Raw genomic sequence first — 21,688 nt, 5'->3', positions numbered from 1 at the left:
AGAGGTGTATAAGAGACAGCGGCTCGACCGGGCGATCCAGTACGCCGCGGCCCCCCGGCTCCATCACCGGCGTCTCTGGAATACTGGATCACCCGCTTTCGCGGGTGATGACACCGACCTAGCCGTTTGACAGCAAGCGTAGCCCGGATGAGCGAAGCGATATCCGGGACCAGCATCACGGGATACTCCACCGGCCCCGCATATCGCTTCGCTCATGCGGGCTACTGCTGCCGCGACGCGTTCATGCCGGAGGTATTTTGGGACGACGGCGCAATCGCATCATCGCACGCGAAGCAAATCACTCAGGTGCCACGCGCAATGTGATCCGCGTCAATTCCGACGGGCGGCCGAGCCGCAAGGCAAAGCCCGGCCACAGCGCGGTGCCGTTGTTGACGTAGAGCGTCATCCCGTCGACGTCGTAGCGGCCCGAGACGAAGCCGGCATTGGCGCGCGCGGCGAGGCGATCGATCCCCACGATCAATCCGCCATGGGTGTGTCCGGAGAGTTGCAGCGCGACGCCGAGCCGGGCGGCCTTTCGTGCATCGCTCGGCTGGTGGTCGAGCAGGACGACGGGCGCGCCCTTCGGGGCGCCGTCGAGAACCGCGGCAAGATCGCGGACGGAATGCCCCCGGTGGCGCGAGGCGCGGTCGGTGATCCCTGCGATCACCAGGCGGCCGCCGCCGCGTTCGAGCACGATGTGCCGGTTCTCGAGCGAGCGCAGGCCGAGCGCTTCGTAGTGCGCCATCCAGCCGTCATAGCCGAAGATATATTCGTGATTGCCCGAGATCACGTAGACGCCATCGGCGGCCATCAGGTCGCGCAACGGCGCGATGTCGTTGCGCCGCGCATCGATGGTGCCGTCGATCAGGTCGCCGGTGATCGCGATCAGGTCGGCGCCGAGCTTGTTCGACCGCTCGACCACGGCGCGCGCCCATGGCGCGGGAAACAGCCGGCTGATGTGCAGATCTGTCAGTTGCAGGATGGTGTAGCCGTCGAACTCTTGCGGAAGTCCGCGGATGCCGACCTCGACATCCCTGAGCGGCGGAATGCGCATCGCCTGATGCACGCCGATCGCGGCGGCTGCGGCCGCCACCGCAGCAAGTGCGTAGCGGACGCCATCAGGCGCGCCGACGAGGCCGCCGTGGATCAGCGCGGCCACCAGCAGCCCGGCATCGAGCGCCAGTTGCAGCAGCGCCAGCAGCATGACCGCGCCGAACGCCCAGTTGAACAGGACGACCACCGGACGCGGAAACTCCGGCGAGAATTCCGATCCCGACGACAGCCTGTTCCAGCGGTGAAACTGCAAGGCGACCAGCACCAGCAACGCGGCGCCGATCTTTGCCGGGAGCGGCCAGTCGAGCGGCCAGATGAAGCGGGCCAGGATCAAGAGGCTGGTCAGGCCGAAGATGAGTTGGGGAATGGTCTCGCTCCGGATCGGATCGGTTGAGGCTGCGGGCTCGGCGCTCAGCGAAGGTAGGGTGGATCGGGCGCAGGCGTAAGCCGCCATCGTCTGCACATTTTCGGCAAGTCGCGCGTCGCTGAAACGCCTTGCGCTTTTGTCCCAGTTGCCCGGATGAGCCAACGGGTCGCGCGAACGCGCGCCCGATGACAGGCTCCGCGACATCCGGGATCCGCCTCGCAAGAACACACCACCGGTCCCCGCATATCGCTTCGCTCATGCGGGCTACGGGCTGCGCGCGTTGCGTCTCCTGGCGCATCTTCCCCATCAGCATTATCGGCCCCTCCCGAAAAATGAACTTGAACGTCGCTCATTTTCATGCCAGATATTGAACATTGTTCATTTTTATCGGGAGCCGACGATGCAGACGACCTTCCGGATCGACGGATTGACCGGGTCCGAGCGGCCCGTGAAACCGTGGATGAAGCTCACCCCGGCGATCATCACGATCGGCATCATTGCGGCATTCGCGGCGCACGGACGCATCGCGCAGCCGGCGGGCTACAACGATTTCGCCGACCACTCGGCCATCTTCGGCATCCCCCACGCAGCCGATGTCCTGTCGAACGCAGGCTTCGCCCTGGTCGCGATCTGGGGCTGGCTGGCGCTGCGCCCTCACCGCAACAGCGACCGGCTGCGCGCCGGATGGCCCGGCTACCGCCTGTTCCTGATCGGCCTGTTCCTGACAGCGTTCGGGTCCGCCTTCTTTCACCTCGCCCCCGGCGACGGCCGGCTGACCTGGGACATGCTGCCGATTGCGCTTGCCGGCGCGGGCCTGCTGGTCGGCGTCCGCGGCGACACCCAGGCAGGATCGAAAACGAACATCGAGGCGATCGTTCTCGGGCTTTACGCCGCCGCCAGCGTCGCATGGTGGGTCCATACCGACCGACATGGCGCGGGCGACCTGCGATCGTATCTGTTGCTGCAGGTCCTCCCGCTCATCCTGATCCCGCTCTGGCAATCGATCTATCATGCGCCGCGCGCCGACCGCGCAGCCTTCGCCGCGGCGATGGCGCTGTACGCGCTGGCCAAGATCGCAGAGGTGCTCGACCACGAGATCGCGAACACGCTCGGGTTCGTCAGCGGACACACCTTGAAGCATCTGCTCGCGACGGCCGCTACAGCCGCAATTGTCTGGGGGCTCACGCGACGATTTTCGGCCGTCGGCCGTCGAACGGCGGGCACTTCGACAATTTCGGAATAATGGAAACGTACCGCTGATTTGCCCGACGCGTCAAGTCGCTTTTCCGCCTCCCCGCGGCCACTGCTACTGTGCATGGGGTTGTTTTCGATATTTTGGATGGGCAGCCCTGCTTCGTCGATCGCATCAGGCGGATTGACCGGCATGGCGACCGCATCCATATGCATCTGCATGAACCGGCTGCTCCCCGCCGTTTCGCATCCACCTGGACACAGCCAAATACCATCGGCTCCCGTCCCTAACGTTCCGGAGTCGCCGTGGCCGCCCTCTCCATTCTCGATCTCGTCCGCGTCACCGAGGAAACCGACGCGCGCGGCGCGCTCTATAACGCGCGCGATGTCGCGCGCCATGCGGAGGCTCTCGGCTATCGCCGCATCTGGGTGGCGGAGCACCACAACATGGCGGGCATCGCCAGCGCCGCGACGTCGGTCGTGATCGGGCACATCGCGGCGGGCACCAAGACCATCCGCGTCGGCGCCGGCGGCATCATGCTGCCGAACCACGCGCCTTATGTCATCGCCGAGCAGTTCGGCACGTTGGCGCGGCTGTTTCCGGACCGTATCGACCTTGGCCTCGGCCGCGCGCCGGGCACCGACCAGCTCACGCTGCGCGCGCTGCGCCGCACGCCGGAATCCGCCGAGAACTTTCCGCAGGACGTGCTCGAGGTGCAGGCCTTCCTCGCGGCGGCCGGTCCCAACCAGCGCATCCAGGCGGTGCCGGCCGCGGGCACCGACGTGCCGCTGTGGATTCTCGGCTCGAGCAATTTCGGGGCGATGCTGGCCGGCGAGCTCGGCCTGCCCTACGCCTTCGCCTCGCACTTTGCCCCCGAGCTGCTGATCCAGGCGCTGCAGATCTATCGTGCCCGCTTCAAGCCGTCGGAGCAGCTCGCGCATCCCTACACCATGGTCGGCGTCAACATCATCGCCGCCGACACCGACGAGGAGGCGCGGCGGCTGGCGACCACGCAGCAGATGTCGTTCACCAACATCTTCCGCGGCGCGCGCGGCCTCAGCCAGCCGCCGATCGACGACATCGAGAGCTACTGGTCGCCGTCGGAGAAGGTGCAGGCGATGCGGATGCTCGCGCGCTCCATCATCGGCTCGCCCGCGACGGTGCGCGCCGGCATCGACGCGCTGGTCGCGGAGACCGGCGCCGACGAGCTGATGATCGTGTCCGACGTCTACGATCACCAGAAGCGGCTGCGATCGTTCGAGCTGATCGCCGAGGCCGGCGGGATCAAGGGGATCACTTGAGCAGGCCGGCAGGCGCCTGCGACTGCGCGAGCTGGCCGAGCGTCACGCTCAGCGAATTCGGCGCATTGTCCCGCAGCATCGAAAGCTTGACCGAACTGCCCGGCGCTCCCGCATAAACCTTCTTGGTCAGCTCGTTGGCGCTCTTGATCGGCTCGTCATTGACCGAGGTGATCACGTCCCCCCGCTTCAATCCGGCCTTCGCTGCCGGTCCGCCGGTCTGCACGCCGACCACGACCGCGCCGTGCAGATTGTTCGCACCTAAGCTTTCGGCAATGCCGGGGGTGATCGATTGAATCTGGGCGCCCATCCAGCCGCGCGTGACCGTGCCCTTGTCCTTCAGCTGCGGGATCACCGTCTTTACGGTATCCGCGGGTATCGCAAACGCGACACCGACCGAGCCGCCGGAGGGCGAGAAGATCAGACTGTTCACGCCGATCACCTCGCCATGCGTGTTAAAGCTCGGCCCGCCGGAATCGCCGCGGTTGATCCGCGCGTCGATCTGGACGAAATCTTCCGAAGATCCCGTCTCCAGGTCGCGCGCACGCGCCGAGACGATCCCCGCGGTGACGGTGTTTCCGAGTCCGAATGAATTGCCGGCCGCGAGCACCCAATCGCCGGTGCGCGGCGGCTGATCCGCGAGCTTGACATAGCTGAAGTCGGTCCGCCCATCGACCTTGAGCAGGGCGAGGTCGCTGACCGGATCCTTGCCCAGGACTTTCGCCTTGTAGACCTTGTTGTCGCTGGTGCGGACATCGGCGCGGTCGCTGCCTCCGAGGACGTGATTGTTCGTCACCGCATAGCCGTCCGCCGAGATGAAGAAGCCCGAACCGATCGATGTCATCTCACCCAACTTCGGCGGATTGCCAGGTCCGCGCCTGCCGGGATTCGGAACAGCCCTCCCCGGCGTGTCCTGATCGGGCGGGCCGTTCGGCCCGGAAGAGTCGCCGGGAGACTGGCCGGGAGGAGAGTCGTCGTCATCCGCCGCTGCCGCCACCTTGGCGTTGACGCCAATCACGGCCGGCCCGACCTTCTCCGCAAGGTCGGCGAACTCGCCGGGACCACCATTGCCATGATCCGCGCGCGAATTCACCGGCTCTGCGTGGGCAAGACTTACGCCTACAAGGCTTGTTGCGCCCACCAGCGACGCCGACGTGAAGGCGGCGGTGACGAGCGACGTGCGAAGGCTGACGAAAGCCGGGTTTCTGTGATTCATCTTCCGCGTCCATGTTTGGGATCAGCCGATTGTTTTTCGATGAGCTGTCGGCCCGGACGCAACGATCAGTGAACCGTTCCCCGCAAGCACAGGGCCGCAATGCCGAGCGACGAACGGCAACGGATGGAGCGACAGACCGTTCCATCGGCATCCGCGGGTGGACGGGCGGCTCGCCACCTTTGCGCCCTTTTGCGCACCAAATCGCCGGGTTTTCGCTTGCTTTGCCCGCCTGCGCCCCTACGGTGCGCCCGCAACGACGGAGACGATCTCGACCATGGACGCCGCAATGAACTGCCCGAAATGCAATTCCGAGCATGCCTATCAGGACGGCGCCCTCTGGGTCTGCCCGGAATGTGCCCATGAGTGGAGCAGCGATGCGGCCGCGACCGCCGAAAGCGCGCAGCAAGCGGGCGTGCGCGATGCGCACGGCAACCCGCTGACCGACGGCGACAGCGTCATCGTGATCAAGGACCTCAAGGTCAAGGGCTCGTCGTCGGTCGTCAAGGGCGGCACCAAGGTCAGGAACATCCGCCTCACCGAGGGCAGCGACGGACACAACATCGCCTGCAAGATCGACGGCATCGGCGCGATGAATCTGAAATCGGAGTTCGTCAAGAAGGCCTAGCGCAGCCCGGCTTACGCGTCCGCCAGGGCTTTCACCGATGAGGCGGCAGCCTTCGCGATGTGCCGGTTCTTGTCGTCGACCAGCACGACCCGCGGATGAAACTTGCGCGCCTCGTCGGCGTCGAAGCTGGCATAGGCGACGATGATGACCTTGTCGCCGGCCATGGCGAGCCGCGCGGCCGCGCCGTTGAGGCCGATGGTGCCCGATCCCGCCGGCGCCTCGATCACATAGGTCGAGAAGCGCGCACCGGTGTCGATGTTATAGATGTCGACGCGTTCATTGATGAGGAAGCCGGCGGCCTCGATCAAATTGCGGTCGATCGAAATCGACCCTTCGTAATGCAAGTCCGCTTCGGTGACGTGCGCGCGATGAATCTTGCCCTTCATCAAAGTCACTTGCATCGAGACCATCCCGTATCGTTGCGTCGGAATTTTCCGCGCCGCCAATAACGGCGCGCCGCCTCCGCGTCAACGTTGTCCGGGTTTACGCTCGCTTCGAGCGCAGCTCCGCCGCGATGAGTTTGTCCTCAAATCGCCGACCGCGCCGGTCCACAATGCTCCGAACCACCAAAATCGGAGAATGAATGCGCTGCGGCGAAGCCTTTCCGGAGCAGGCTATTATTTGTGAACGCGGCGGACGCCCTACTCCCGCTTGCTCGCAATCTCGTTCGCCAAGACCACGATCACCTCGCCGTCGAGGATCGGCTTTGCGACCTCAAAGAACCGCGCCACGGCCGGCGAATTGTTGTGCCGGTCCATGGCTGCCTGATCCAGGTATCGCTCATACGTCGAAAATATCCGGGGACTGTCGACATCCTGCGAGACGTAGTAGCCGACGGTGGACGGCTCGTTGGCGCGGACATGCTCGACGACATCGAGCAATGCCTGACGCATCGCCGCCTCGTGGCCCTTCTTCGCGCGGATGATCGCCGTAATCGCTAGCATGCACTCTCTCCGGAATTGGTAACCCGTTCGCCTGACCCATCCTACACGCTTTTCACTCGCTCACACCCTGCTCAATGCCTGCGCGATGTCGGCCACCAGGTCGGACGGATGCTCGATCCCGATCGAGAGCCGGATCGTCGAATCCAGCACGCCGATCCGCTTGCGGATATCGGCCGGCACGCCGGAATGCGTCATGGTGGCCGGCAGGCTCGCGAGCGACTCGGTGCCGCCGAGACTGACCGCGAGCTTGAAGATCTGCAGCGCGTTGAGGAATTTCTCCGCCGCTTGCTGCCCGCCGACGATGTCGAACGAGAAGGTCGAGCCGGCGCCGCTGCTCTGGCTTGCGAACACGCGCCCCGCGGGGGACGCCGGATCGTGATGGCCGAGGTAATGCACCTGCGCCACCTTGGGGTGATCGCGCAGATAGTCGGCGACGATCCGCGCGTTGCGGTCGGCCTTTTCCATGCGCAGGCTGAGCGTTTCCAGCGAACGGCTGATCATCCAGCAGGAATGCGGATCAAGCTGTGTGCCGATCGCGCCGCGCAACGCCTTGATGTCCTTCATCAGTTTCTTGGAGCCGAGCGCCGCGCCCGCGATCAGGTCGGAATGGCCGCCGACATATTTCGTCAGCGAATACAGCGAGAGATCGGCGCCGTGCTCGATCGGCCGCTGAAACACCGGCCCGAGCAGCGTGTTGTCGCAGGCGATGATCGGCGTATGGCCCTGGGCCTTGCCGATCGCGTCGGCGATGCGCCGCGTCAGCGCGATATCGACCAGGCCGTTGGTCGGATTGGCCGGCGTCTCGATGAAGATCATCGCGACACGGCCCTTCTTCATCGCCTCGTCGGCAGCGGCGCGGATGACGCTCTCGTCGAGGCCGTCGGCAAAGCCCACGGCGTGAATCGAGAAGCCCGCCAGCGTCCTGGTGAACAGCGTCTCGGTGCCGCCATAGAGCGGCTGCGAATGCAGGATCACGTCGCCGGGCCGCGCGAAGGCCAGCACCGTGGTCGAGATCGCCGACATGCCGGAGGAGAACAGCGCGCAGCTCTCGGTGCGCTCATAGATCGCAAGCCGGTCCTCGACGATCTCGCTGTTCGGATGATTGAAGCGCGAATAGACCAGCCCGGCCCCCATGCCTTCCGGGGGCTCGCGCCGGCCTGCGACAAAGTCGAAAAAGTCCTTGCCGTCCTCGGCGGTGCGGAACACGAAGGTCGAGGTCAGGAACACAGGCGGTTTGACGGCGCCCTCCGACAGCTGCGGATCGTAACCGTAGTTCAGCATCTGGGTTTCCGGATGCAGCAGGTGATTGCCGATATGGGTTTTGGACGGAAACGGTTTTGTCATGGCCGGTCTCCTGTTCACGGGCCGCCGCGCTGGCGGCGATTCCCGGAATGATGGGACCAGCATACCCCAGCTTTATGCCATTCAGCCAAAGCACGGCATCAGACAGTTCTGGATAACGAACGGCCGGCGTGCGCCCTGCTCCGCCGGCCGTTCCGAAGGTCACGCAGTGGTGAAGACGCCGGCTACCAGCCGCGATCCACGTTGCGCACCTCGCCGGTCCGCGCATCGACATCGACCTGCATCCAGCGGCCGAGGCGGTCACGCCCCTCGACCTCCCACTCGTCGCCGAGGAACTGGGTGTTCGACACCGTCACGATGCCGAGATTGGTCGCGACGTCGAGCGCGGCCTCCATCGAGATCTGGCTGCCGGAATCGTAGGCCATCGCCGGCGTCGCTGCGCCGATCGCCAGGGCCGCGATCGCGGGAATAATGAAACTTCGCATGGCTCACTCCTCATGGAACGGGATGTTATGCCGCGTAAAACGAGCGGCGCACCCAATCAGTTCCGACAACAGGGGTGACGAAGCAGCGCGAAACTTCGGCAGTTGCGGCAATTTGGTGGCGGTTCCGGTTTCATCGACGCGCGCTGCTCGCCTTGCGCGCTCTCTTCTTCCACATTCGAAATCCGCCCTCGAATGCGTTGGCATTGTCGCCGAACCTCACCTTCGGCGGCGGGTTGTCGACCTTGTCGGCATTGCCGCCGCCGAGCACGATGTACTCGGGCTCCAGCGCGGCAGACAGCCGCGCGATGACGTCGTCGACGCTCTTGCGCCATTTCTTCCGGCCGCGGCGCGCGAGCCCCGCGGCGCCGACATAATCCTCGAACGTCGCGCCCTTGCGGTACGGCAAATGACCAAGCTCCATCGGCTCGTAAACACCGTCCACGATCATCGCGGAGCCGAGGCCGGTGCCGAGGCCGAGAAACAGCATCCGGCCGCCCTGATAGCTGCCGATCGCCTGCATCAGCGCATCGTTGACGACCCTGGTCGGGCGGCCGAACGCGTGGTGAAAATCGAAGCCGGCCCAGCCGCGGCCGAGATTGTGCGGCTCGGTCAGCGGACGGTTGTGAACGACGGGTCCGGGATAGCCGACCGAGATCACGTCATAGGACCAGTCCTTGGTCAGCAACTTGACCCGCCGCACCATCTCGGTCGCGGACAGAGTTGGACCCGACTCGAATTCGCGCTTGACGCGCTCCATGTCGGTCATGACTTTCACATGCGTGCCGCCGACGTCGATCGCCAGCACGGTACGGTGCGACGCGAGCCGTTTCATTTTCTTGCTGGTCTTCTTGCCTGCCTTGTTGGCCATCAATCCGCTCTCTGGTGCGCAGTGAGTGGAGCAGAGAAACGCATCGCGCGCCACAGCGACGTTCTGCATCTGACTCCAATTTGTTCGCGAAGAACGAATCGGAATCAGGAAAATCGGCGCGATCCAGATGTTAACAACACATATACACCAGCCGCACCCGAACAATCGATGTTGTATCATGATGGGATTATTGCTCTCGGCGCGGAACATCGCGGCGCATTTCAGGCGCACTGCGTTCTCCTGCATCACTGGTCGAGCGATGAGTCGCACCACGGCCACGTTCCCGATCCGACTCCAGTTTGTTCGCGAGGAACGAATCGGAATCGAAAAATCGGCACGAAACGATTCTTAACAGGACGTTCGCGCGACTTCGATGCCGCGGCACTTTGTACGGCGTATGAGCGCAAGCGTAATCGGACATCCATCGACGACATCACTGCGGCGGATTACGCCGCGCCAATTATCGGCCGCGCTTCGCGCGGACCGGTCGGGTCGGCCGCCCTATGCACTGAGTCAGCCGCCAACTCTTGAGGTGAAGCCAGAGCGCTTCGGCGACCGGTCCGTGCGAATGTTGACGATGGCGGATGGCCGCAAGATTTTCCTCACGGCCCGGAAAATTCGGTCCGGCGATGCTGATCAGCCCGCCGTCCCGCAGCTCGTCCTCGATCAGCCATGCCGGCAGATGACCCCAGGCGAGACGATGCAGGATCAGCTCCTTCTTCATCATCTGGTCCGGCACGCTGCACTGATGCGCACCTTCGATCAGGAAGAAGTTTTCCGACGACGGTCGCCGCGCCGTGTCGCGGATCACGCACTGCGTGAAGGGGCGCATCTGCTCCGGCGTGACCTTCTTCGTCCACGCAAATGGCAGAAAGCCGGGAGCCACAACCGGCACCATGGCCGTGGTCGATAGCTTGATCTGTTCGAAGCGCGGATCGGACGGGTCCGCGCGATGAAACACCAGATCAGCATTATCATCGATAAGGCGCTCGAGCGGTCCGCCGACCGCCTCATATTCCAGGTGCAGGCGCGTGTTGGGATAGCGGGCAAAGAACGCCGACAGCATCTGCAGCACCGGCGGCCGCGGGCACAAGTCGCCGATGACGATGCGCAGGACGACCTCTTCTCCGCCGGCAAGCTGCTCCGCATAGCCCTGCAGCAGATCGAGCTCGCGCAGCGTCACCTGCGCGCGTGCGTGAAACGTCCGGCCGGCGTCCGTCAGCCCGATGCGGTATCCGCTGCGGTCGAACAGCGTGAGGCCGAGCTGCTGCTCGAGCCGGGCAACCGCCGCGAACACCGACGGATGCGACCGGTTCAGCGCCGTGCCGGCGGCCTGAAGGCTTCCCTTGGTCGCGACAGCGTCAAAGCAGCGCAAATCGTGCAGCTTGATCCGATCCATTGTTCATAAAACCTACAGAGATTGATAAATCTTAGTAATTTTTCTTCGAAAGCGCGAGTCCTAGCCTGGCTCGATGCGAAGCCTGCCGGCTTCCACCAGCACAAGGGACCGACGAGATGAGCGGCGATCGACACTTCACCACGGCGGATGGCTGCCGGATTGCGTACCGTATCGACGATCCCGACGATCGGCCGGTGCTGGCGCTGTCGAACTCGATCGCCACCAACCTGCACATGTGGGATCGTTCGATGCCGGCCCTCAGCCGGTCGTTTCGGCTGCTCCGCTACGACACCCGCGGTCATGGCGGGTCGGACGCGCCGGTGGGCGCATACTCGATGGACCGGCTCGGCCGCGACGTGGTCGAGCTGCTCGACCACCTCGCGATCGATCGCGCGCATTTCCTCGGTCTGTCGCTAGGCGGCTTTATCGGACAATGGCTCGGCATCTTCGCGCCCGAACGCATCGATCGCCTGATCCTCTCGAACACCGCGTCCTATCTGGCGTCGGAGCTGCCGTTCGACGAGCAGATCCGCGCGGTGCTGGCTGCCCCGGATATGAATGGGATCGCGGACGGCTTCATGCGCAACTGGTTTCCCGCGGCGATGCTGGCTGCACCGAACGACATTGTCGACGAATTCCGCAACATGGTGCTGACCACGCCGCCGCGCGGTCTCGCCGGATGTTACGCGGCACTGCGCGACGTCGATCTCCGCCGCGTCATGTCGCTGATTGCGGCGCCGACGCTCGTGATCGGCGGCGAGAGCGACACCATCACGCGGGCCAGCCACAGCGCTGATATCGCCGCGACAATCACCGATGCCAAGCTCGTTCTGCTGCCCGGCGTCCACATCCTCAATATCGAGCAGGCGGATCGCTTCAACCGGGAGGTCGTGAGTTTCCTGGCGCTCTCCGCCACATGACTGCGTAGCCCGGATGAGCGAAGCGACATCCGGGACCGCTCCAAGAGTACGCGATCGGGCTCCCGCATATCGCTTCACTCATGCGGGCTACGGGGATCACGCACTAGATGTTCTCCATCCGACTCCATTTTGTTCGCAAAGAACGAATCGGAATCGAACCAATCGGCGCGAATCGAGTCTTAACAACGCGTTGCAGATTTGATTCCGATCGGCTCTGTAGGGCGGATTAGCGCAAGCGTAATCCGCCCTCTGCCGCGTTCAGACAACGCCGGGTTACGCCGAGCTAACCCGCCCTACGCACCGTCCAACGTTGTATTCAAGCTCCGGCCGCAGCGCACGCATCTTCTCCGCCAGCCTTTGGCTTGCCGTCTCCTCCGCGCGCGCCAGCCGATTGACGAGCGCGACATAGTCCGCATCGCTCTTGTGCTGGTTCAGCTTTGACTGGCCCTCGATCTCGTCGACGACGATGTCGATCACCCTGATCCCAGCCAGCATCGCTTCGCGCTTGCCGGGCTCCATCTGCTTCAGGTCCCAGGGCTGCTTTTGCAGCCGCGCCTCGGAGACCGCGAGCAGCGCGTCGCCGTGGCCGCGGTTCTCGCCGTGCTCGCGCAGATGCGCGACGCCGGACAAATGCACCGCCTCGTAGAGCCAGGTCGAGACGTTGTCGGGTGAGACATACCAGTCGTTCGAGATGTAGGCGTCATCGCCGGAGACGATCAGGAGGAAGCGCCTGACACCGTCGGCGAGCTCGACCAGCGGATTCTTCGCGGTGAGATGGATCTGCACGATCACGCGCTCGTCGCGGCGCTCGATCACGAACGGCACATGGGACGCGCGCGGGCCGCGCGCATCGGCGGCGACGATGGCGCCGAAGCCGCGGGCCGCCGCAAAGGCGAGCGCGCGGTTTTGCTCGATGCGAAACTGGGGACGGAGGATGTGCATGGCGGCGGCGCTCGCAAGCTGGAGGGAGACGACCAGCAAGGCTAGCGCAACTTTCGCCGGAGATCACCGCCATGCACGATCCGGCTCAGCAGATCATGGCATTGTCGCCGTGATCGCAGACGCCGCCGGGCTGGTCCCGCGGCAGCGCCTCGGACTCGCCGAAACGCGGAACCGCCATGCGCGGCGGTCCGCCGCTCCAGCGGCCTGCGGCGGCATGGCTCTTCATGAGCGCGGATGAGCCCGCCGCCGGCACTTCGTGTGCCATCGCCGACGCCGTCAGCATGGCGAGCGCGGTCAGCGCGGCCGCAACCTGTTTGATCCCTGACATCAGTTGCTCCTGTTGGATTCGGCACGCCGGCGCATTGTTCGCCGCCCGCCGATCGGTTCGCGCTCACATCATGATCGATCGCTCTGCCGTCTTATTCCGACGCCATGAGGCGAGCGTTTGGATGCAAGACAGTCCACCCGCGCATCTTCTTCCACGTCGATCCGACACGTTCGGTTGATCGCGGCGTGACAGATGAGGTTGCGACGCACCCCGCAAACCAAATCCGGCTGCGCTGCCTGCGACAAAACAGCCGACGGGCAACTCAGCAAAACCTGTCAGTATGTCGCGAGAACGCGAAGCTGCCTCCCCGCTCAATCTGTCATCGCCCGGCTCGACCGGGCGATCCAGTACGCCGCAGCCGCTCGGCTCAAGCACAGGCGTCTCTGGAATACTGGATCACCCGCATGCGCGGGTGATGACACCGCGTTGTTGGGCAACTTTAATCGAGAACCATTTTCATCGTCGTCTTGGCGAAAGCCAGGACCCATTACCCCGAATGCCCATAGTTGCGCGACGCTGGCGCCCCCAATCCCTCTCACAACCAACACCGGTAGTTAAGGGTCCCGGCTTTCGCCGGGACGACGAATGGAGAAAGATGCGCGCACCGACTCCATCACCGTCATGCCGGCAGCAAAGGCGCAGGCTTTGCCCGGGAATGATCGAGCTTAGCAATGCCGCGGAATCCCAATCCACCGTTGAACTGACGGCAATTAGCAGGTTACGCTGCCTCCGACCTCACGCCCTCCCGCTGGAAGGATCCCCATGAACGGCAATCGATATTATGGCGTCCGCGTCGAGGGCGCGAAATACGGCGTGGGATTCGGCTCGGCGCTGGCAATCGCGATCTCCTACACCAAGAACCATTCGATCCTGTGGGCGATCATTCACGGTATCCTGGGCTGGCTCTACGTGATCTACGCCGCGCTGTTCGGGTGAAGCGGAACACATGACCGTCATCTCGATTCAGTCACAGGTCGCCTGGGGCCATGTCGGCAACAGCGCCGCCACCTTTCCGATCCAGCTGCACGGCATCGACGTTGTCGCCGTGCCGACCACGCTGCTCAGCAACCGGCCGGGCTATCCGACCATCCGCGGCCGGGTGCTCGACGTGCAGCTGGTCGCTGACCTCTTGCGCGGCATCGAGGAGCGCGGCGCGGTCGAGAGCGCGCGAATGATCCTCTCAGGCTATCTCGGCTCGGCCGACATCGCGATGGATGTCGCCGACTTCGTCGCCCGCGCGAAGGCGGCGAACCCGGCCCTGCTCTATTGCTGCGACCCCGTCCTCGGCGACCGCGACCGCGGCATGTTCGTGCGATCGGACATCCCGCCGCTGGTGCGCGACGAGCTCTGCCCGCTCGCCGACATCATCACGCCCAATCATTTCGAGTTCGAATTCCTCTGCGGCGCACGCGTGACGACGATCGATGACGTCGTCGCGCAGGCGAGCGCGCTGATGGCGCGGGGACCTGCGACCGTCGTCATCACCAGCGCCGAGCTGGCCGGCACGCCGCAGAGCGAGATCGAGACGCTGGCGATCGAGCGCAGTCAATCCGACAAGACCTATGCCTGGCGCGTGCGCACGCCGCGGGTTCCGATCAGCCCGTCCGGCACCGGCGACCTGTTCGCCGCGCTGTTCGTCGCCGCCAGCGCGCGCGGCCTGGCGACGCCGGATGCGCTCAGCCATGCCGCGTCAGGCGTCCACGGCGTGCTGGAACGCACGGCGCAGAGAGGAACCGAGGAAATGCGCATTGTCGAAAGCGCCGGCGTGATGCTTGATCCGAAGCCGCGCTTCGCGGCGGTCGCCATCGCCGCATCCTGAGATCCGGGACACCTTTCATGATCGACATCACCACCCTCCTCACCTACGCCGCCGTCGTGCTCGGCCTGTTCCTGATCCCCGGGCCGGCGGTGCTGCTGGTGCTCGCGCGTTCGGTCACCGGCGGAGCGCGCGTCGGCGTCGCGACCGGCTTCGGCATCGCGCTCGGCGATCTCGTCCACACCGCGATGGCGACGTTCGGCCTCTCGGCCGTGCTGATGACCTCGGCGCTGGCGTTCTCGGTCGTGAAATATGCCGGTGTGATCTACCTGATCGTGCTCGGCGTCCGCGCCCTGTTCGAGAAGAACGACGACCTGGATTTGCCGGCGGCGCAGCCGGTCGATCCGCGGCGTGCGTTCCGGCAGGCGATCTGGGCGGAAATGCTCAATCCGAAGACCGCGCTGTTCTTCCTCGCCTTCCTGCCGCAGTTCGTGCACCCCGGCCACGGCTCGGCGGTCGCGCAGTTCGCGACCCTCGGCCTGATCTTCGTCGTGATGAGCGCGGTCTACACCTCGCTGCTGGCGCTCGCCGCCGGCCAGATCAGCCCGTGGATCCGGCGGCATCGCCGCATCGGGCAGTGGCAAGGCCGCGTGGTCGGCACGATCTACATCGCGCTCGGCGTTCGTCTGGTCTTCCAGGAGCGCTGATGTCCCCGCTCAAGCCGCAAGCCACGTATGACGACTTCGCCCGCCTCGATATCCGGATCGGCAAGGTCGTCGAGGTGCAGCCGTTTCCGCGCGCCCGCAATCCGTCTTACAAGGTCGGCGTCGATGTCGGCGCCGGGCGGATCATGTGGTCAAGCGCACAGATCACGAATTACGAGCCGGTGGCGCTGGTCGGCTCACTGGTCGTGTGCATCTGCAATCTCGGGCCGAAGAACATCGCGGGTTTCACCTCGGAACTGCTGATCCTGGGCGCCAAGGACGCCGGCGGCCAAGTGATCGTGCTTGGTCCGCGCAGCGAGGTTGCGCTCGGCGAGCCGATCTTCTGAGGCCGCCCCGATCACGGCCGCGTGATTCAAATCGTCTGGATTCCCCGTAGTTTACCGATGGGGGATCACCCGGATTCTCAGTGCCCGCGCGCGCTGCTATTTCAGCGCACGAGAATCGCTTCGGCATGGGAATCGGAAGATGTCTGCAGTTTTCTTTCACTGCTCCGACGACAAGCACGTGATCCTGGATCGCACCGGCGCCGCCATGGATCTGGCGGAGGCGCGCCTGCACGCGGAGCAGCTGGCGCGCAGCTTTGTCATGACACCGAATGTGGAAGACTGGCGCAACTGGGCGGTTCACGTCACCGACGACATCGGAACCGAGATCTTCGAGCTGCCGTTCACCGCCATCCTCGGCGAGCTGCACTGAGGGCATGCCATGAATGCGATGGAACTTGCCCTGCGGCCGCTGCGGCGCCACCTCGCCCACCTCGTCGCGCGCTGTGTCGCGCTGATCGATGGCGTTATCAATCCATATCGCCCCGAACTGTACTACATGCGCGGACCAGGTCCGAAATGCCGCGCCCGGCGGCAAGCCGCACTGCGCGACTAGCCTCGCGGCACCCGCGACGAGAAAAGGCCGGCGGGCGTTACGCCACCGGCCTTCTCCTGCAGCTGCCGGTTCCCGGTGTCCGGTTCCGCTGCGATTCCACTTGGTCTTGAGCTTGCGACGACTGTTTTAATCAAATCTTAACGGCATGGCGGTGAGCTAGATCCTAGGACTCCTTCGTCGTGCGGCGCGGCTTGTTCGTTCATCGTGCTTGATGCGCTGCACATCGTTTTTGCGCAGATCGCACGCCGATTGTGCGCCACGCATCTTAGGGAATGCTCGACTCAGTGTTACCCTGTGATGCAAACCGAAATGGAGACTTCGGAATGCCGTACTACACCTTCGATCTCGTGGTGGGGGACGAGTTCCGCAATCAAGGAACCATCATCCTCGAAGACATCAGCCTCGCCTCCGACCGCGCCGACCAGCTCGCCAACGAGCTGTCGCAGGTCAAGCCGGAGCTGAAGGCGCGCGGCTGCGCGGTGCGCGTCACCGACATCGACCGGCGCGAACTCTACCGCACGCCGCTCGATCCCGTGCCGCGGTGGCGCAGGGCGGGCTAGCGTCCGTCGGTTAGATCTGCGGCGATCGCGCTCGCGCGATCCCAATGTCCTGTTGCGCGACGGCGGGAACGTCTGCTCTGCCCGCCGTCAGCTTTGATGCGGTCCGCGCATCATCTTCAGCGCGTCCTCGATATGGCGCCAGTCGCGCGCGTCGTCGGTCTCGCCCTTGCTCTCGCAGGCCACGGCGTTCTGCGCGGCCTGGGCGATCGCCTCGGGGCCGTGCTTCAGCAGCATCTGCCGGGCGATGGTGTGGATCTGCATCTCGGCTAACATGGCGCTCTCCTCGGCTGTCGACGGCTGACATCAGAAACCACCGAGCGCCGCGTCTGGTTCCAGCAGCGCGCCGGGCGCCCCACAATCAGCGGTTTCCACGCGGCGCGGCGGCGGTTACAGAGAGACGGATTCCGTTGCTTCCCGGGTTGCCGCAGCCATGGCGCAGAACATCTATGACGATCCCGGCTTCTTCGCCGGCTACAGCCAGCTGCCGCGGCAGGTCCGCGGACTGCTCGGCGCGCCCGAATGGGCGGCGATCCGCGCCATGCTGCCCGATGTCGCGGGCAAGCGCGTGGTCGATCTCGGCTGCGGCTTCGGCTGGGTGTCGCGCTGGATGCGCGAGCAAGGCGCATCCGACGTGCTCGGCATCGACCTCTCGCACAACATGATCGCCCGCGCCGCGGCCATGACGCAGGATGCGGCGATCACCTACGAGATCGCCGATCTCGAGACGCTGGAGCTGCCGAAGTCGTCCTTCGATGTCGCCTACTCCGCCCTCACCTTCCATTACATCAGGGACTTCGATCGCCTGGCACGCATGCTGCATCGCGCGCTGGTCCCGGAGGGGCATCTGGTCTTCACCATCGAGCATCCGATCTACATGGCGGCCGCCCATCCGGACTGGGGGCAGGACGAAGACGGCCGCAAGACCTGGCCGGTCAACCGCTACTTCATCGAGGGCGAACGCCGGACGGACTGGTATGTGAAGGGCGTGCTGAAATATCACCGCACCATCGGCACCACGCTCAACGCGTTGATCGGCGCCGGCTTCACGCTGCGCCATGTCGAGGAATTCTCCCCGACACGTGAGCAGATCAAGGCGATGCCCGAACTGGCCGACGAGCTCGAACGCCCGATGATGCTGCTGGTGTCAGCGCAACGCTAGGCCGCGAGCAGCTTGTCGAACTCCTCGGGCGGATATGATTTCCCGTCCTTGTCGGTGATCACCACCTGCCATCCCTCGCTCGCCCAGACCTTGGCCTTGGCGATGATGATGAAGGTGCTCTCGCGCTCGATCCTGACCGTTTCGTTCTCGCGTTCTGCGATCATCTTGTAGGTCAACGCTTGTCCCTCGCCGACTTGGTCCATCCGGCGGTTTGTTGGCAGTGGCTTTGGGCCGGATTTCGCTGGGACTGTGACAATTTGGTGGAAGCGCCGGCGCAAGATGCGGCTGCGCGCAATTTGCGGTCGCGCCTAGGCGAGCCTTCCCATCAAGGTCGGCATATCCAGCGCCAATGAGTTGACGTTGACGCTGCGCGCGAACCGCATCTGCGGTCCCTCGAAGGTGCAGGTCACGGTGTCGCGAAACGCCGATTCCACGAAGGTCCAGGTCATCACGAAGGTGCGGAGGTCGCGCCAGGTGCCGCTCGCGACCACGCGCATCGTGTCCGGCTGGTATTCGTGATGCAGCTTGTTGCCGGTCATCGTCGTGGTGCCCTCGCGCGGCGCATCGAGGCCGACCTCGATCCGGTGCATGCCTCTGCCGTCCTCGAGCGTGAAGGTGCAGGTCTTGTCGGCGAAGCTGAAATTGATCGATTTGATCGCGTCGGCATTGTCGGGCATGTGCCAGGTCTTGCCGGAAATCTGCGCTGCGACCGGCGACGAGGCCGGCACCAGCACCGGCAGCAACTGCAGGGCCGCGGTCCGCGCCTTCAGCTTGTCGGCGTCGGCATCATAGTTCGCCGCGGCACCGGCGAACATCGCCGGGAAATGACGGAATACCAGCTTGTTGAAACCGCTGCGTTGCGGAATGCCGGCAGTGATCGCCAGCACCGCATTGTGCCTGGGAAACACGAAGCTGAGCTGGTCGAACAGGCCGTCGGCATAGAACGTCTCAGGGCCAATCCACCATTGATAGCCGTAGGTGTCCTTGACGTGGGGCTGCTGCACCGCCGTCACCCAGTCGGCGGGCAGCACCTGCTTGCCGTCCCATGTGCCGTTCTGCGCATGCAGGATGCCGAGCTTGAGGCAATCGACCGTCTTCCAGCTCAGGCCATTGGCACCCGGCGAAATGCCCTCCGGCCCGACCGGCCATTCATAGCCTGAAATTCCAAGAGGATCGAAAACCCGCGGCTTCAGATAATCGGCCACGGTTTCGCCGGTCGTCTTCGTGACGATCGCCGACAGCAGATAGGTCGCGGCCGAGGTGTAGACCCATTTGGTGCCGGGCTGGTAGACGACCGAGATCTTGAAGAACTCCGCGACCCAGCTGGTCTTGATCGGCCGCCACGCCGAGCCCGAGGTCATCGACGCGTGGCCGGTGCGCATGGTCAGGAGATCTTCGACCGTCATCGCCGCAAGCTTGTCGTCGACGACAGGCGGCAGCTTGTCCCTGAAGAACGAGACCGCCTTGTCCTGCAGGCCGAAGCGCTTGTCGGCGATCGCAAGCCCGACGGCGCAGGCGGTGACGCTCTTGGTCAGCGAATGCATCATGTGGTTACGATCGGCACGGTACGGCGACCACCAGCCCTCCGCGACCACCTTGCCGTTGCGCCAGAGCATGAAGCTGTGCAGCTCGTAGCCCTGGCGGTCGACCTCGTCGAGGAAATCCAGGATCGCGGAAGATGCGATGCCCTGCTCGTCCGGCCGGCCGCGCGGCAGTCCATCGGCAAACGCGGCCTCTGCCCTCGCATCCGTCATGCCGAGCCGCCTATCAGGCGCGAGCATGACGGCGGCGCCGCCCAGCAACAGCTGGAATGCCCCGCGCCGTGACGGCCGACCCAATGCGAAGCCGTCAGTTTCTTGATTGTTGCTTGGCATGGCCGCCCTCCAAAAGCAGAACGGAGGTTATGGCGACGGCTCGCCCTGTCAACGCATGCGGCGCGCATGGCGGCCACAAGAAAAACCCCGCCCCGGAAGGACACCAGGGCGGGGAAGGTTCATTGGGTAGAAATCCACGCGCCTGGAAATGCAGAGCGCGAGGAAGTAGCGGCAACAATTCTATTTGCCGCCGTCGTTCGGACAACAGGATTAAAGCGCGCGCAACGCCGGGACTTTTTCCCGATCGAGCCGGCAAAAATCCGGACCTGGCTCGCGCCACGCTGGTCACTGCACCACGTCGAGCCTGACATTCGTGATGCCCTTGCCGATCATGCCGAGCGATTGCGCCGCAGAATGCGAGACGTCGACGATGCGCCCGGGAACGTAGGGTCCGCGGTCATTGACGCGCACCGTGACCGAACGGCCGCTCTTGACGTCGGTGACGCGCAGCCTGGTGCCGAACGGCAATGTCGGATGCGCGGCGGTCAGTTCGCGCCCGTCGAACTTCTCCCCGCTCGCGGTCGGCTGCTCCTCGCTGTAGAAGCTCGCAACGCCATGCGAAGCGATCTTGCTGTCGCCGGTCCTGCGCGAGGCATAAGGCGTATGCTTGCGTGCCGTGGCGATGCGCGTGCGCGTGACAGATGCAGCCCGTGTCGGTTCGATCGATGCCGGCCGGCTCGCGAGCGCCTGCGAGCGCTGGCTGACAACGGAGGACTGCGCACATGCCGCGAGCGACGCCGCGCCGATCATCACGGCAAGCAGCCGAAGCGGCTTTCGGGCATGGGCAAACGGGATCGGGGCCGCAGCACCATGCGCGCTGCGTTTGACGCCGACGTACGAGATGACTGCATCGTCGCGTAACATTGTTGCACCCCCAACTTGCGCCCCAGCCCAAGCCGAAAATCCAACGCCCTATCAGCCGAATCCAATCGGGGCGGAACGGTGGCGGAGCGCGGTCAGGCGCGCCGCGCGCGATGCGATTTCCCCTCGGCTGTGGTGGATGCGCCACACAACCCAGGGAGCTTTCATCCGGAATGCAATTCGGGGCGCTGCGCGAGAGGCTGCGGACGCTCGTGCCGTTCGTCCCCGGCTTGGGTTCCCCAAACTCCCCAACCTCTCCACCCTCTCGCCTTGCTTTGGTCAAACCGGACTGGAGTCGTGGGGACCGGGTCAGGGGTCAATACAGAGCGTAAATTTGCCGGCCGCCCATTTGCGGTTGACCTTGGAATGAAACGGGGACCGCCATGCAATCGACACTGAAAGACGCAGATCCGCACGATATTTTCGCGATCGAACCCAGCTTCGCTCCGGTACGTCCGGACAACGCCGTTGCGCCTGCCGGAAGGGCAGCGCCGGGGCAGCGCGAGCCCTATTTCGGCCCGAGCCTCGCGCCTTCCTCCGCGCCGGCGGCCGCGGCCGTCACCTCGGTGCCGCCGGTCACGCCCATGTCGGTGGCGCCGGAGCCGCCGGCCGAGCCGGCCTATAGCGCGCCAAGCCATAACGGCCGACTGGACGACATCAGATTGGACCGCGCGCCGCGCCCCACCAGCAAATGGGCGATCCGCGCCTTCTGGTTCTGCTTCGCGATCGCCGGCGCCATGGGTACCGCGGCGTGGCAGCACTACGGCGATCGCGCCAAGCAGATCGCCGCCGAGTGGGCGCCCCAGATCGCTCAACTGACCTCGCTGATCCCGGGCAAGTCCGTGTCCGCGTCCGACCAGGCGAGCGCGCCGGCCGCGCAAGTGGCGACCACCGATCAGCCGGCAGCTGAAGCCGCCCCCGCCACTCCGCCACAG

The 21,688-nt window shown here is 64.8% G+C and carries 26 protein-coding genes and 1 pseudogene; 13 read left to right on the top strand and 14 right to left on the bottom strand.

Annotated features, from left to right (window positions below; genetic code table 11):
- Positions 1-298: 298 nt before the first annotated feature.
- Entirely contained in the window at positions 299-1,420 is a 1,122-nt protein-coding gene (locus AC1VNY_RS39725) for a metallophosphoesterase (RefSeq protein WP_482409262.1), read from the bottom strand.
- Between the two features lie 280 nt (positions 1,421-1,700).
- On the opposite strand from AC1VNY_RS39725, the gene AC1VNY_RS39720 reads away from it, so the two are divergent.
- Positions 1,701-2,663 (top strand): hypothetical protein, encoded by a 963-nt coding sequence (locus tag AC1VNY_RS39720; RefSeq protein ID WP_482409259.1) that lies wholly within the window; start codon positions 1,701-1,703, stop codon positions 2,661-2,663.
- 254 nt (positions 2,664-2,917) lie between these two features.
- Complete coding sequence (locus AC1VNY_RS39715) at positions 2,918-3,913, top strand: LLM class flavin-dependent oxidoreductase (RefSeq protein ID WP_482409258.1); 996 nt, start codon at positions 2,918-2,920, stop codon at positions 3,911-3,913.
- Here the strand turns inward: AC1VNY_RS39715 and AC1VNY_RS39710 are convergent.
- On the bottom strand, positions 3,906-5,126 hold the full coding sequence (locus tag AC1VNY_RS39710; protein ID WP_482409257.1) for a S1C family serine protease: 1,221 nt from the start codon (positions 5,124-5,126) through the stop codon (positions 3,906-3,908). The two genes, AC1VNY_RS39715 and AC1VNY_RS39710, sit on opposite strands and share 8 nt — an antisense overlap.
- A 274-nt stretch (positions 5,127-5,400) precedes the next feature.
- Here AC1VNY_RS39710 and AC1VNY_RS39705 point away from each other — a divergent pair, with 274 nt between their 5' ends.
- Positions 5,401-5,751: a zinc ribbon domain-containing protein YjdM gene (locus AC1VNY_RS39705; RefSeq protein ID WP_482409256.1), complete on the top strand. Its 351-nt coding sequence runs from the start codon at positions 5,401-5,403 to the stop codon at positions 5,749-5,751.
- Between the two features lie 11 nt (positions 5,752-5,762).
- Here AC1VNY_RS39705 and panD read toward each other — a convergent pair whose 3' ends face one another.
- The 6 genes from panD to AC1VNY_RS39675 all read right to left on the bottom strand — a co-directional run bounded on the left by panD (position 5,763) and on the right by AC1VNY_RS39675 (position 10,749).
- On the bottom strand, positions 5,763-6,152 hold the full coding sequence (gene panD / locus AC1VNY_RS39700; RefSeq protein ID WP_482409255.1) for an aspartate 1-decarboxylase: 390 nt from the start codon (positions 6,150-6,152) through the stop codon (positions 5,763-5,765).
- Positions 6,153-6,392: 240 nt separating this feature from the next.
- Positions 6,393-6,695, bottom strand: a complete 303-nt coding sequence (locus tag AC1VNY_RS39695; protein ID WP_057019963.1) for a putative quinol monooxygenase — start codon at positions 6,693-6,695, stop codon at positions 6,393-6,395.
- Positions 6,696-6,755: 60 nt separating this feature from the next.
- Complete coding sequence (locus AC1VNY_RS39690) at positions 6,756-8,039, bottom strand: cystathionine gamma-synthase family protein (protein ID WP_028344889.1); 1,284 nt, start codon at positions 8,037-8,039, stop codon at positions 6,756-6,758.
- A 182-nt stretch (positions 8,040-8,221) separates the two neighbouring features.
- Entirely contained in the window at positions 8,222-8,482 is a 261-nt protein-coding gene (locus tag AC1VNY_RS39685) for a PepSY domain-containing protein (RefSeq protein ID WP_016842771.1), read from the bottom strand.
- A gap of 130 nt (positions 8,483-8,612) precedes the next feature.
- A complete protein-coding gene (locus AC1VNY_RS39680) occupies positions 8,613-9,314 on the bottom strand; it encodes an ROK family protein (RefSeq protein WP_482409261.1) in 702 nt (233 codons plus the stop codon).
- Between the two features lie 496 nt (positions 9,315-9,810).
- Positions 9,811-10,749, bottom strand: coding sequence for a LysR family transcriptional regulator (locus tag AC1VNY_RS39675; RefSeq protein ID WP_482409254.1), 939 nt, complete (start codon positions 10,747-10,749; stop codon positions 9,811-9,813).
- Between the two features lie 116 nt (positions 10,750-10,865).
- Here AC1VNY_RS39675 and AC1VNY_RS39670 point away from each other — a divergent pair, with 116 nt between their 5' ends.
- Entirely contained in the window at positions 10,866-11,669 is an 804-nt protein-coding gene (locus AC1VNY_RS39670) for an alpha/beta fold hydrolase (protein WP_482409253.1), read from the top strand.
- A gap of 273 nt (positions 11,670-11,942) precedes the next feature.
- Here the strand turns inward: AC1VNY_RS39670 and AC1VNY_RS39665 are convergent, their stop codons facing one another.
- Both AC1VNY_RS39665 and AC1VNY_RS39660 read right to left on the bottom strand, forming a co-directional pair.
- The gene (locus AC1VNY_RS39665) at positions 11,943-12,611 is read right to left on the bottom strand and encodes an FMN-binding negative transcriptional regulator (protein WP_482409260.1); all 669 of its coding nucleotides are present in this window, start codon (positions 12,609-12,611) and stop codon (positions 11,943-11,945) included.
- 85 nt (positions 12,612-12,696) lie between these two features.
- On the bottom strand, positions 12,697-12,939 hold the full coding sequence (locus AC1VNY_RS39660; protein ID WP_482409252.1) for a hypothetical protein: 243 nt from the start codon (positions 12,937-12,939) through the stop codon (positions 12,697-12,699).
- Positions 12,940-13,701: 762 nt separating this feature from the next.
- On the opposite strand from AC1VNY_RS39660, the gene AC1VNY_RS39655 reads away from it, so the two are divergent.
- The 7 genes from AC1VNY_RS39655 (at position 13,702) to AC1VNY_RS39625 (ending at position 16,859) form a co-directional block, all read left to right on the top strand.
- The gene (locus AC1VNY_RS39655) at positions 13,702-13,875 is read left to right on the top strand and encodes a hypothetical protein (protein WP_016840760.1); all 174 of its coding nucleotides are present in this window, start codon (positions 13,702-13,704) and stop codon (positions 13,873-13,875) included.
- Positions 13,876-13,885: 10 nt separating this feature from the next.
- Complete coding sequence (pdxY, locus tag AC1VNY_RS39650) at positions 13,886-14,758, top strand: pyridoxal kinase PdxY (protein WP_482409251.1); 873 nt, start codon at positions 13,886-13,888, stop codon at positions 14,756-14,758.
- Between the two features lie 17 nt (positions 14,759-14,775).
- The gene (locus AC1VNY_RS39645) at positions 14,776-15,402 is read left to right on the top strand and encodes a LysE family translocator (RefSeq protein ID WP_482409250.1); all 627 of its coding nucleotides are present in this window, start codon (positions 14,776-14,778) and stop codon (positions 15,400-15,402) included.
- On the top strand, positions 15,402-15,746 hold the full coding sequence (locus AC1VNY_RS39640) for a tRNA-binding protein (protein WP_038383785.1): 345 nt from the start codon (positions 15,402-15,404) through the stop codon (positions 15,744-15,746). The genes AC1VNY_RS39645 and AC1VNY_RS39640 overlap by 1 nt, the downstream gene beginning before the upstream one ends.
- 139 nt (positions 15,747-15,885) lie before the next feature.
- A complete protein-coding gene (locus tag AC1VNY_RS39635; RefSeq protein ID WP_482409249.1) occupies positions 15,886-16,116 on the top strand; it encodes a DUF6894 family protein in 231 nt (76 codons plus the stop codon).
- 9 nt (positions 16,117-16,125) lie between these two features.
- Entirely contained in the window at positions 16,126-16,299 is a 174-nt protein-coding gene (locus tag AC1VNY_RS39630; protein ID WP_375764487.1) for a hypothetical protein, read from the top strand.
- Positions 16,300-16,622: 323 nt separating this feature from the next.
- Positions 16,623-16,859 (top strand): hypothetical protein, encoded by a 237-nt coding sequence (locus tag AC1VNY_RS39625; protein WP_016840755.1) that lies wholly within the window; start codon positions 16,623-16,625, stop codon positions 16,857-16,859.
- Between the two features lie 87 nt (positions 16,860-16,946).
- Here the strand turns inward: AC1VNY_RS39625 and AC1VNY_RS39620 are convergent, their stop codons facing one another.
- Entirely contained in the window at positions 16,947-17,132 is a 186-nt protein-coding gene (locus AC1VNY_RS39620; RefSeq protein ID WP_016840754.1) for a hypothetical protein, read from the bottom strand.
- Between the two features lie 157 nt (positions 17,133-17,289).
- Here AC1VNY_RS39620 and AC1VNY_RS39615 point away from each other — a divergent pair, with 157 nt between their 5' ends.
- Positions 17,290-18,018 carry a class I SAM-dependent methyltransferase gene (locus tag AC1VNY_RS39615; RefSeq protein WP_482409248.1) on the top strand — a complete coding sequence of 243 codons (729 nt, stop codon included), beginning with the start codon at positions 17,290-17,292 and terminating at the stop codon, positions 18,016-18,018.
- Here AC1VNY_RS39615 and AC1VNY_RS39610 read toward each other — a convergent pair.
- The 3 genes from AC1VNY_RS39610 to AC1VNY_RS39600 all read right to left on the bottom strand — a co-directional run bounded on the left by AC1VNY_RS39610 (position 18,015) and on the right by AC1VNY_RS39600 (position 20,756).
- Complete coding sequence (locus AC1VNY_RS39610) at positions 18,015-18,194, bottom strand: hypothetical protein (RefSeq protein WP_016840752.1); 180 nt, start codon at positions 18,192-18,194, stop codon at positions 18,015-18,017. The two genes, AC1VNY_RS39615 and AC1VNY_RS39610, sit on opposite strands and share 4 nt — an antisense overlap.
- Positions 18,195-18,326: 132 nt before the next feature.
- Positions 18,327-19,892 carry a serine hydrolase domain-containing protein gene (locus tag AC1VNY_RS39605; RefSeq protein WP_482409247.1) on the bottom strand — a complete coding sequence of 522 codons (1,566 nt, stop codon included), beginning with the start codon at positions 19,890-19,892 and terminating at the stop codon, positions 18,327-18,329.
- 285 nt (positions 19,893-20,177) lie between these two features.
- Entirely contained in the window at positions 20,178-20,756 is a 579-nt protein-coding gene (locus AC1VNY_RS39600) for a septal ring lytic transglycosylase RlpA family protein (protein WP_482409246.1), read from the bottom strand.
- Positions 20,757-21,136: 380 nt separating this feature from the next.
- Here AC1VNY_RS39600 and AC1VNY_RS39595 point away from each other — a divergent pair.
- Positions 21,137-21,688: pseudogene (locus AC1VNY_RS39595) on the top strand (hypothetical protein); the annotation flags it as partial.

This window comes from Bradyrhizobium ferriligni (genome assembly GCF_056837965.1).
Note: the sequence above shows the minus strand (reverse complement) of the source record. Positions and strands in the feature narration are given on the sequence as shown.

Bases quoted from the DNA above. Each gene is read 5' to 3' on its own strand.
- AC1VNY_RS39675 (WP_482409254.1), bottom strand. From the start codon at position 10,749: ATGGATCGGATCAAGCTGCACGATTTGCGCTGCTTTGACGCTGTCGCG.
- AC1VNY_RS39680 (WP_482409261.1), bottom strand. From the start codon at position 9,314: ATGAAACGGCTCGCGTCGCACCGTACCGTGCTGGCGATCGACGTCGGC.
- pdxY (WP_482409251.1), top strand. From the start codon at position 13,886: ATGACCGTCATCTCGATTCAGTCACAGGTCGCCTGGGGCCATGTCGGC.
- AC1VNY_RS39705 (WP_482409256.1), top strand. From the start codon at position 5,401: ATGGACGCCGCAATGAACTGCCCGAAATGCAATTCCGAGCATGCCTAT.
- AC1VNY_RS39615 (WP_482409248.1), top strand. From the start codon at position 17,290: ATGGCGCAGAACATCTATGACGATCCCGGCTTCTTCGCCGGCTACAGC.
- AC1VNY_RS39605 (WP_482409247.1), bottom strand. From the start codon at position 19,892: ATGCCAAGCAACAATCAAGAAACTGACGGCTTCGCATTGGGTCGGCCG.
- panD (WP_482409255.1), bottom strand. From the start codon at position 6,152: ATGCAAGTGACTTTGATGAAGGGCAAGATTCATCGCGCGCACGTCACC.
- AC1VNY_RS39670 (WP_482409253.1), top strand. From the start codon at position 10,866: ATGAGCGGCGATCGACACTTCACCACGGCGGATGGCTGCCGGATTGCG.
- AC1VNY_RS39665 (WP_482409260.1), bottom strand. From the start codon at position 12,611: ATGCACATCCTCCGTCCCCAGTTTCGCATCGAGCAAAACCGCGCGCTC.
- AC1VNY_RS39635 (WP_482409249.1), top strand. From the start codon at position 15,886: ATGTCTGCAGTTTTCTTTCACTGCTCCGACGACAAGCACGTGATCCTG.
- AC1VNY_RS39660 (WP_482409252.1), bottom strand. From the start codon at position 12,939: ATGTCAGGGATCAAACAGGTTGCGGCCGCGCTGACCGCGCTCGCCATG.
- AC1VNY_RS39710 (WP_482409257.1), bottom strand. From the start codon at position 5,126: ATGAATCACAGAAACCCGGCTTTCGTCAGCCTTCGCACGTCGCTCGTC.
- AC1VNY_RS39655 (WP_016840760.1), top strand. From the start codon at position 13,702: ATGAACGGCAATCGATATTATGGCGTCCGCGTCGAGGGCGCGAAATAC.
- AC1VNY_RS39645 (WP_482409250.1), top strand. From the start codon at position 14,776: ATGATCGACATCACCACCCTCCTCACCTACGCCGCCGTCGTGCTCGGC.
- AC1VNY_RS39695 (WP_057019963.1), bottom strand. From the start codon at position 6,695: ATGCTAGCGATTACGGCGATCATCCGCGCGAAGAAGGGCCACGAGGCG.
- AC1VNY_RS39600 (WP_482409246.1), bottom strand. From the start codon at position 20,756: ATGTTACGCGACGATGCAGTCATCTCGTACGTCGGCGTCAAACGCAGC.
- AC1VNY_RS39690 (WP_028344889.1), bottom strand. From the start codon at position 8,039: ATGACAAAACCGTTTCCGTCCAAAACCCATATCGGCAATCACCTGCTG.
- AC1VNY_RS39640 (WP_038383785.1), top strand. From the start codon at position 15,402: ATGTCCCCGCTCAAGCCGCAAGCCACGTATGACGACTTCGCCCGCCTC.
- AC1VNY_RS39685 (WP_016842771.1), bottom strand. From the start codon at position 8,482: ATGCGAAGTTTCATTATTCCCGCGATCGCGGCCCTGGCGATCGGCGCA.
- AC1VNY_RS39620 (WP_016840754.1), bottom strand. From the start codon at position 17,132: ATGTTAGCCGAGATGCAGATCCACACCATCGCCCGGCAGATGCTGCTG.
- AC1VNY_RS39630 (WP_375764487.1), top strand. From the start codon at position 16,126: ATGAATGCGATGGAACTTGCCCTGCGGCCGCTGCGGCGCCACCTCGCC.
- AC1VNY_RS39625 (WP_016840755.1), top strand. From the start codon at position 16,623: ATGCCGTACTACACCTTCGATCTCGTGGTGGGGGACGAGTTCCGCAAT.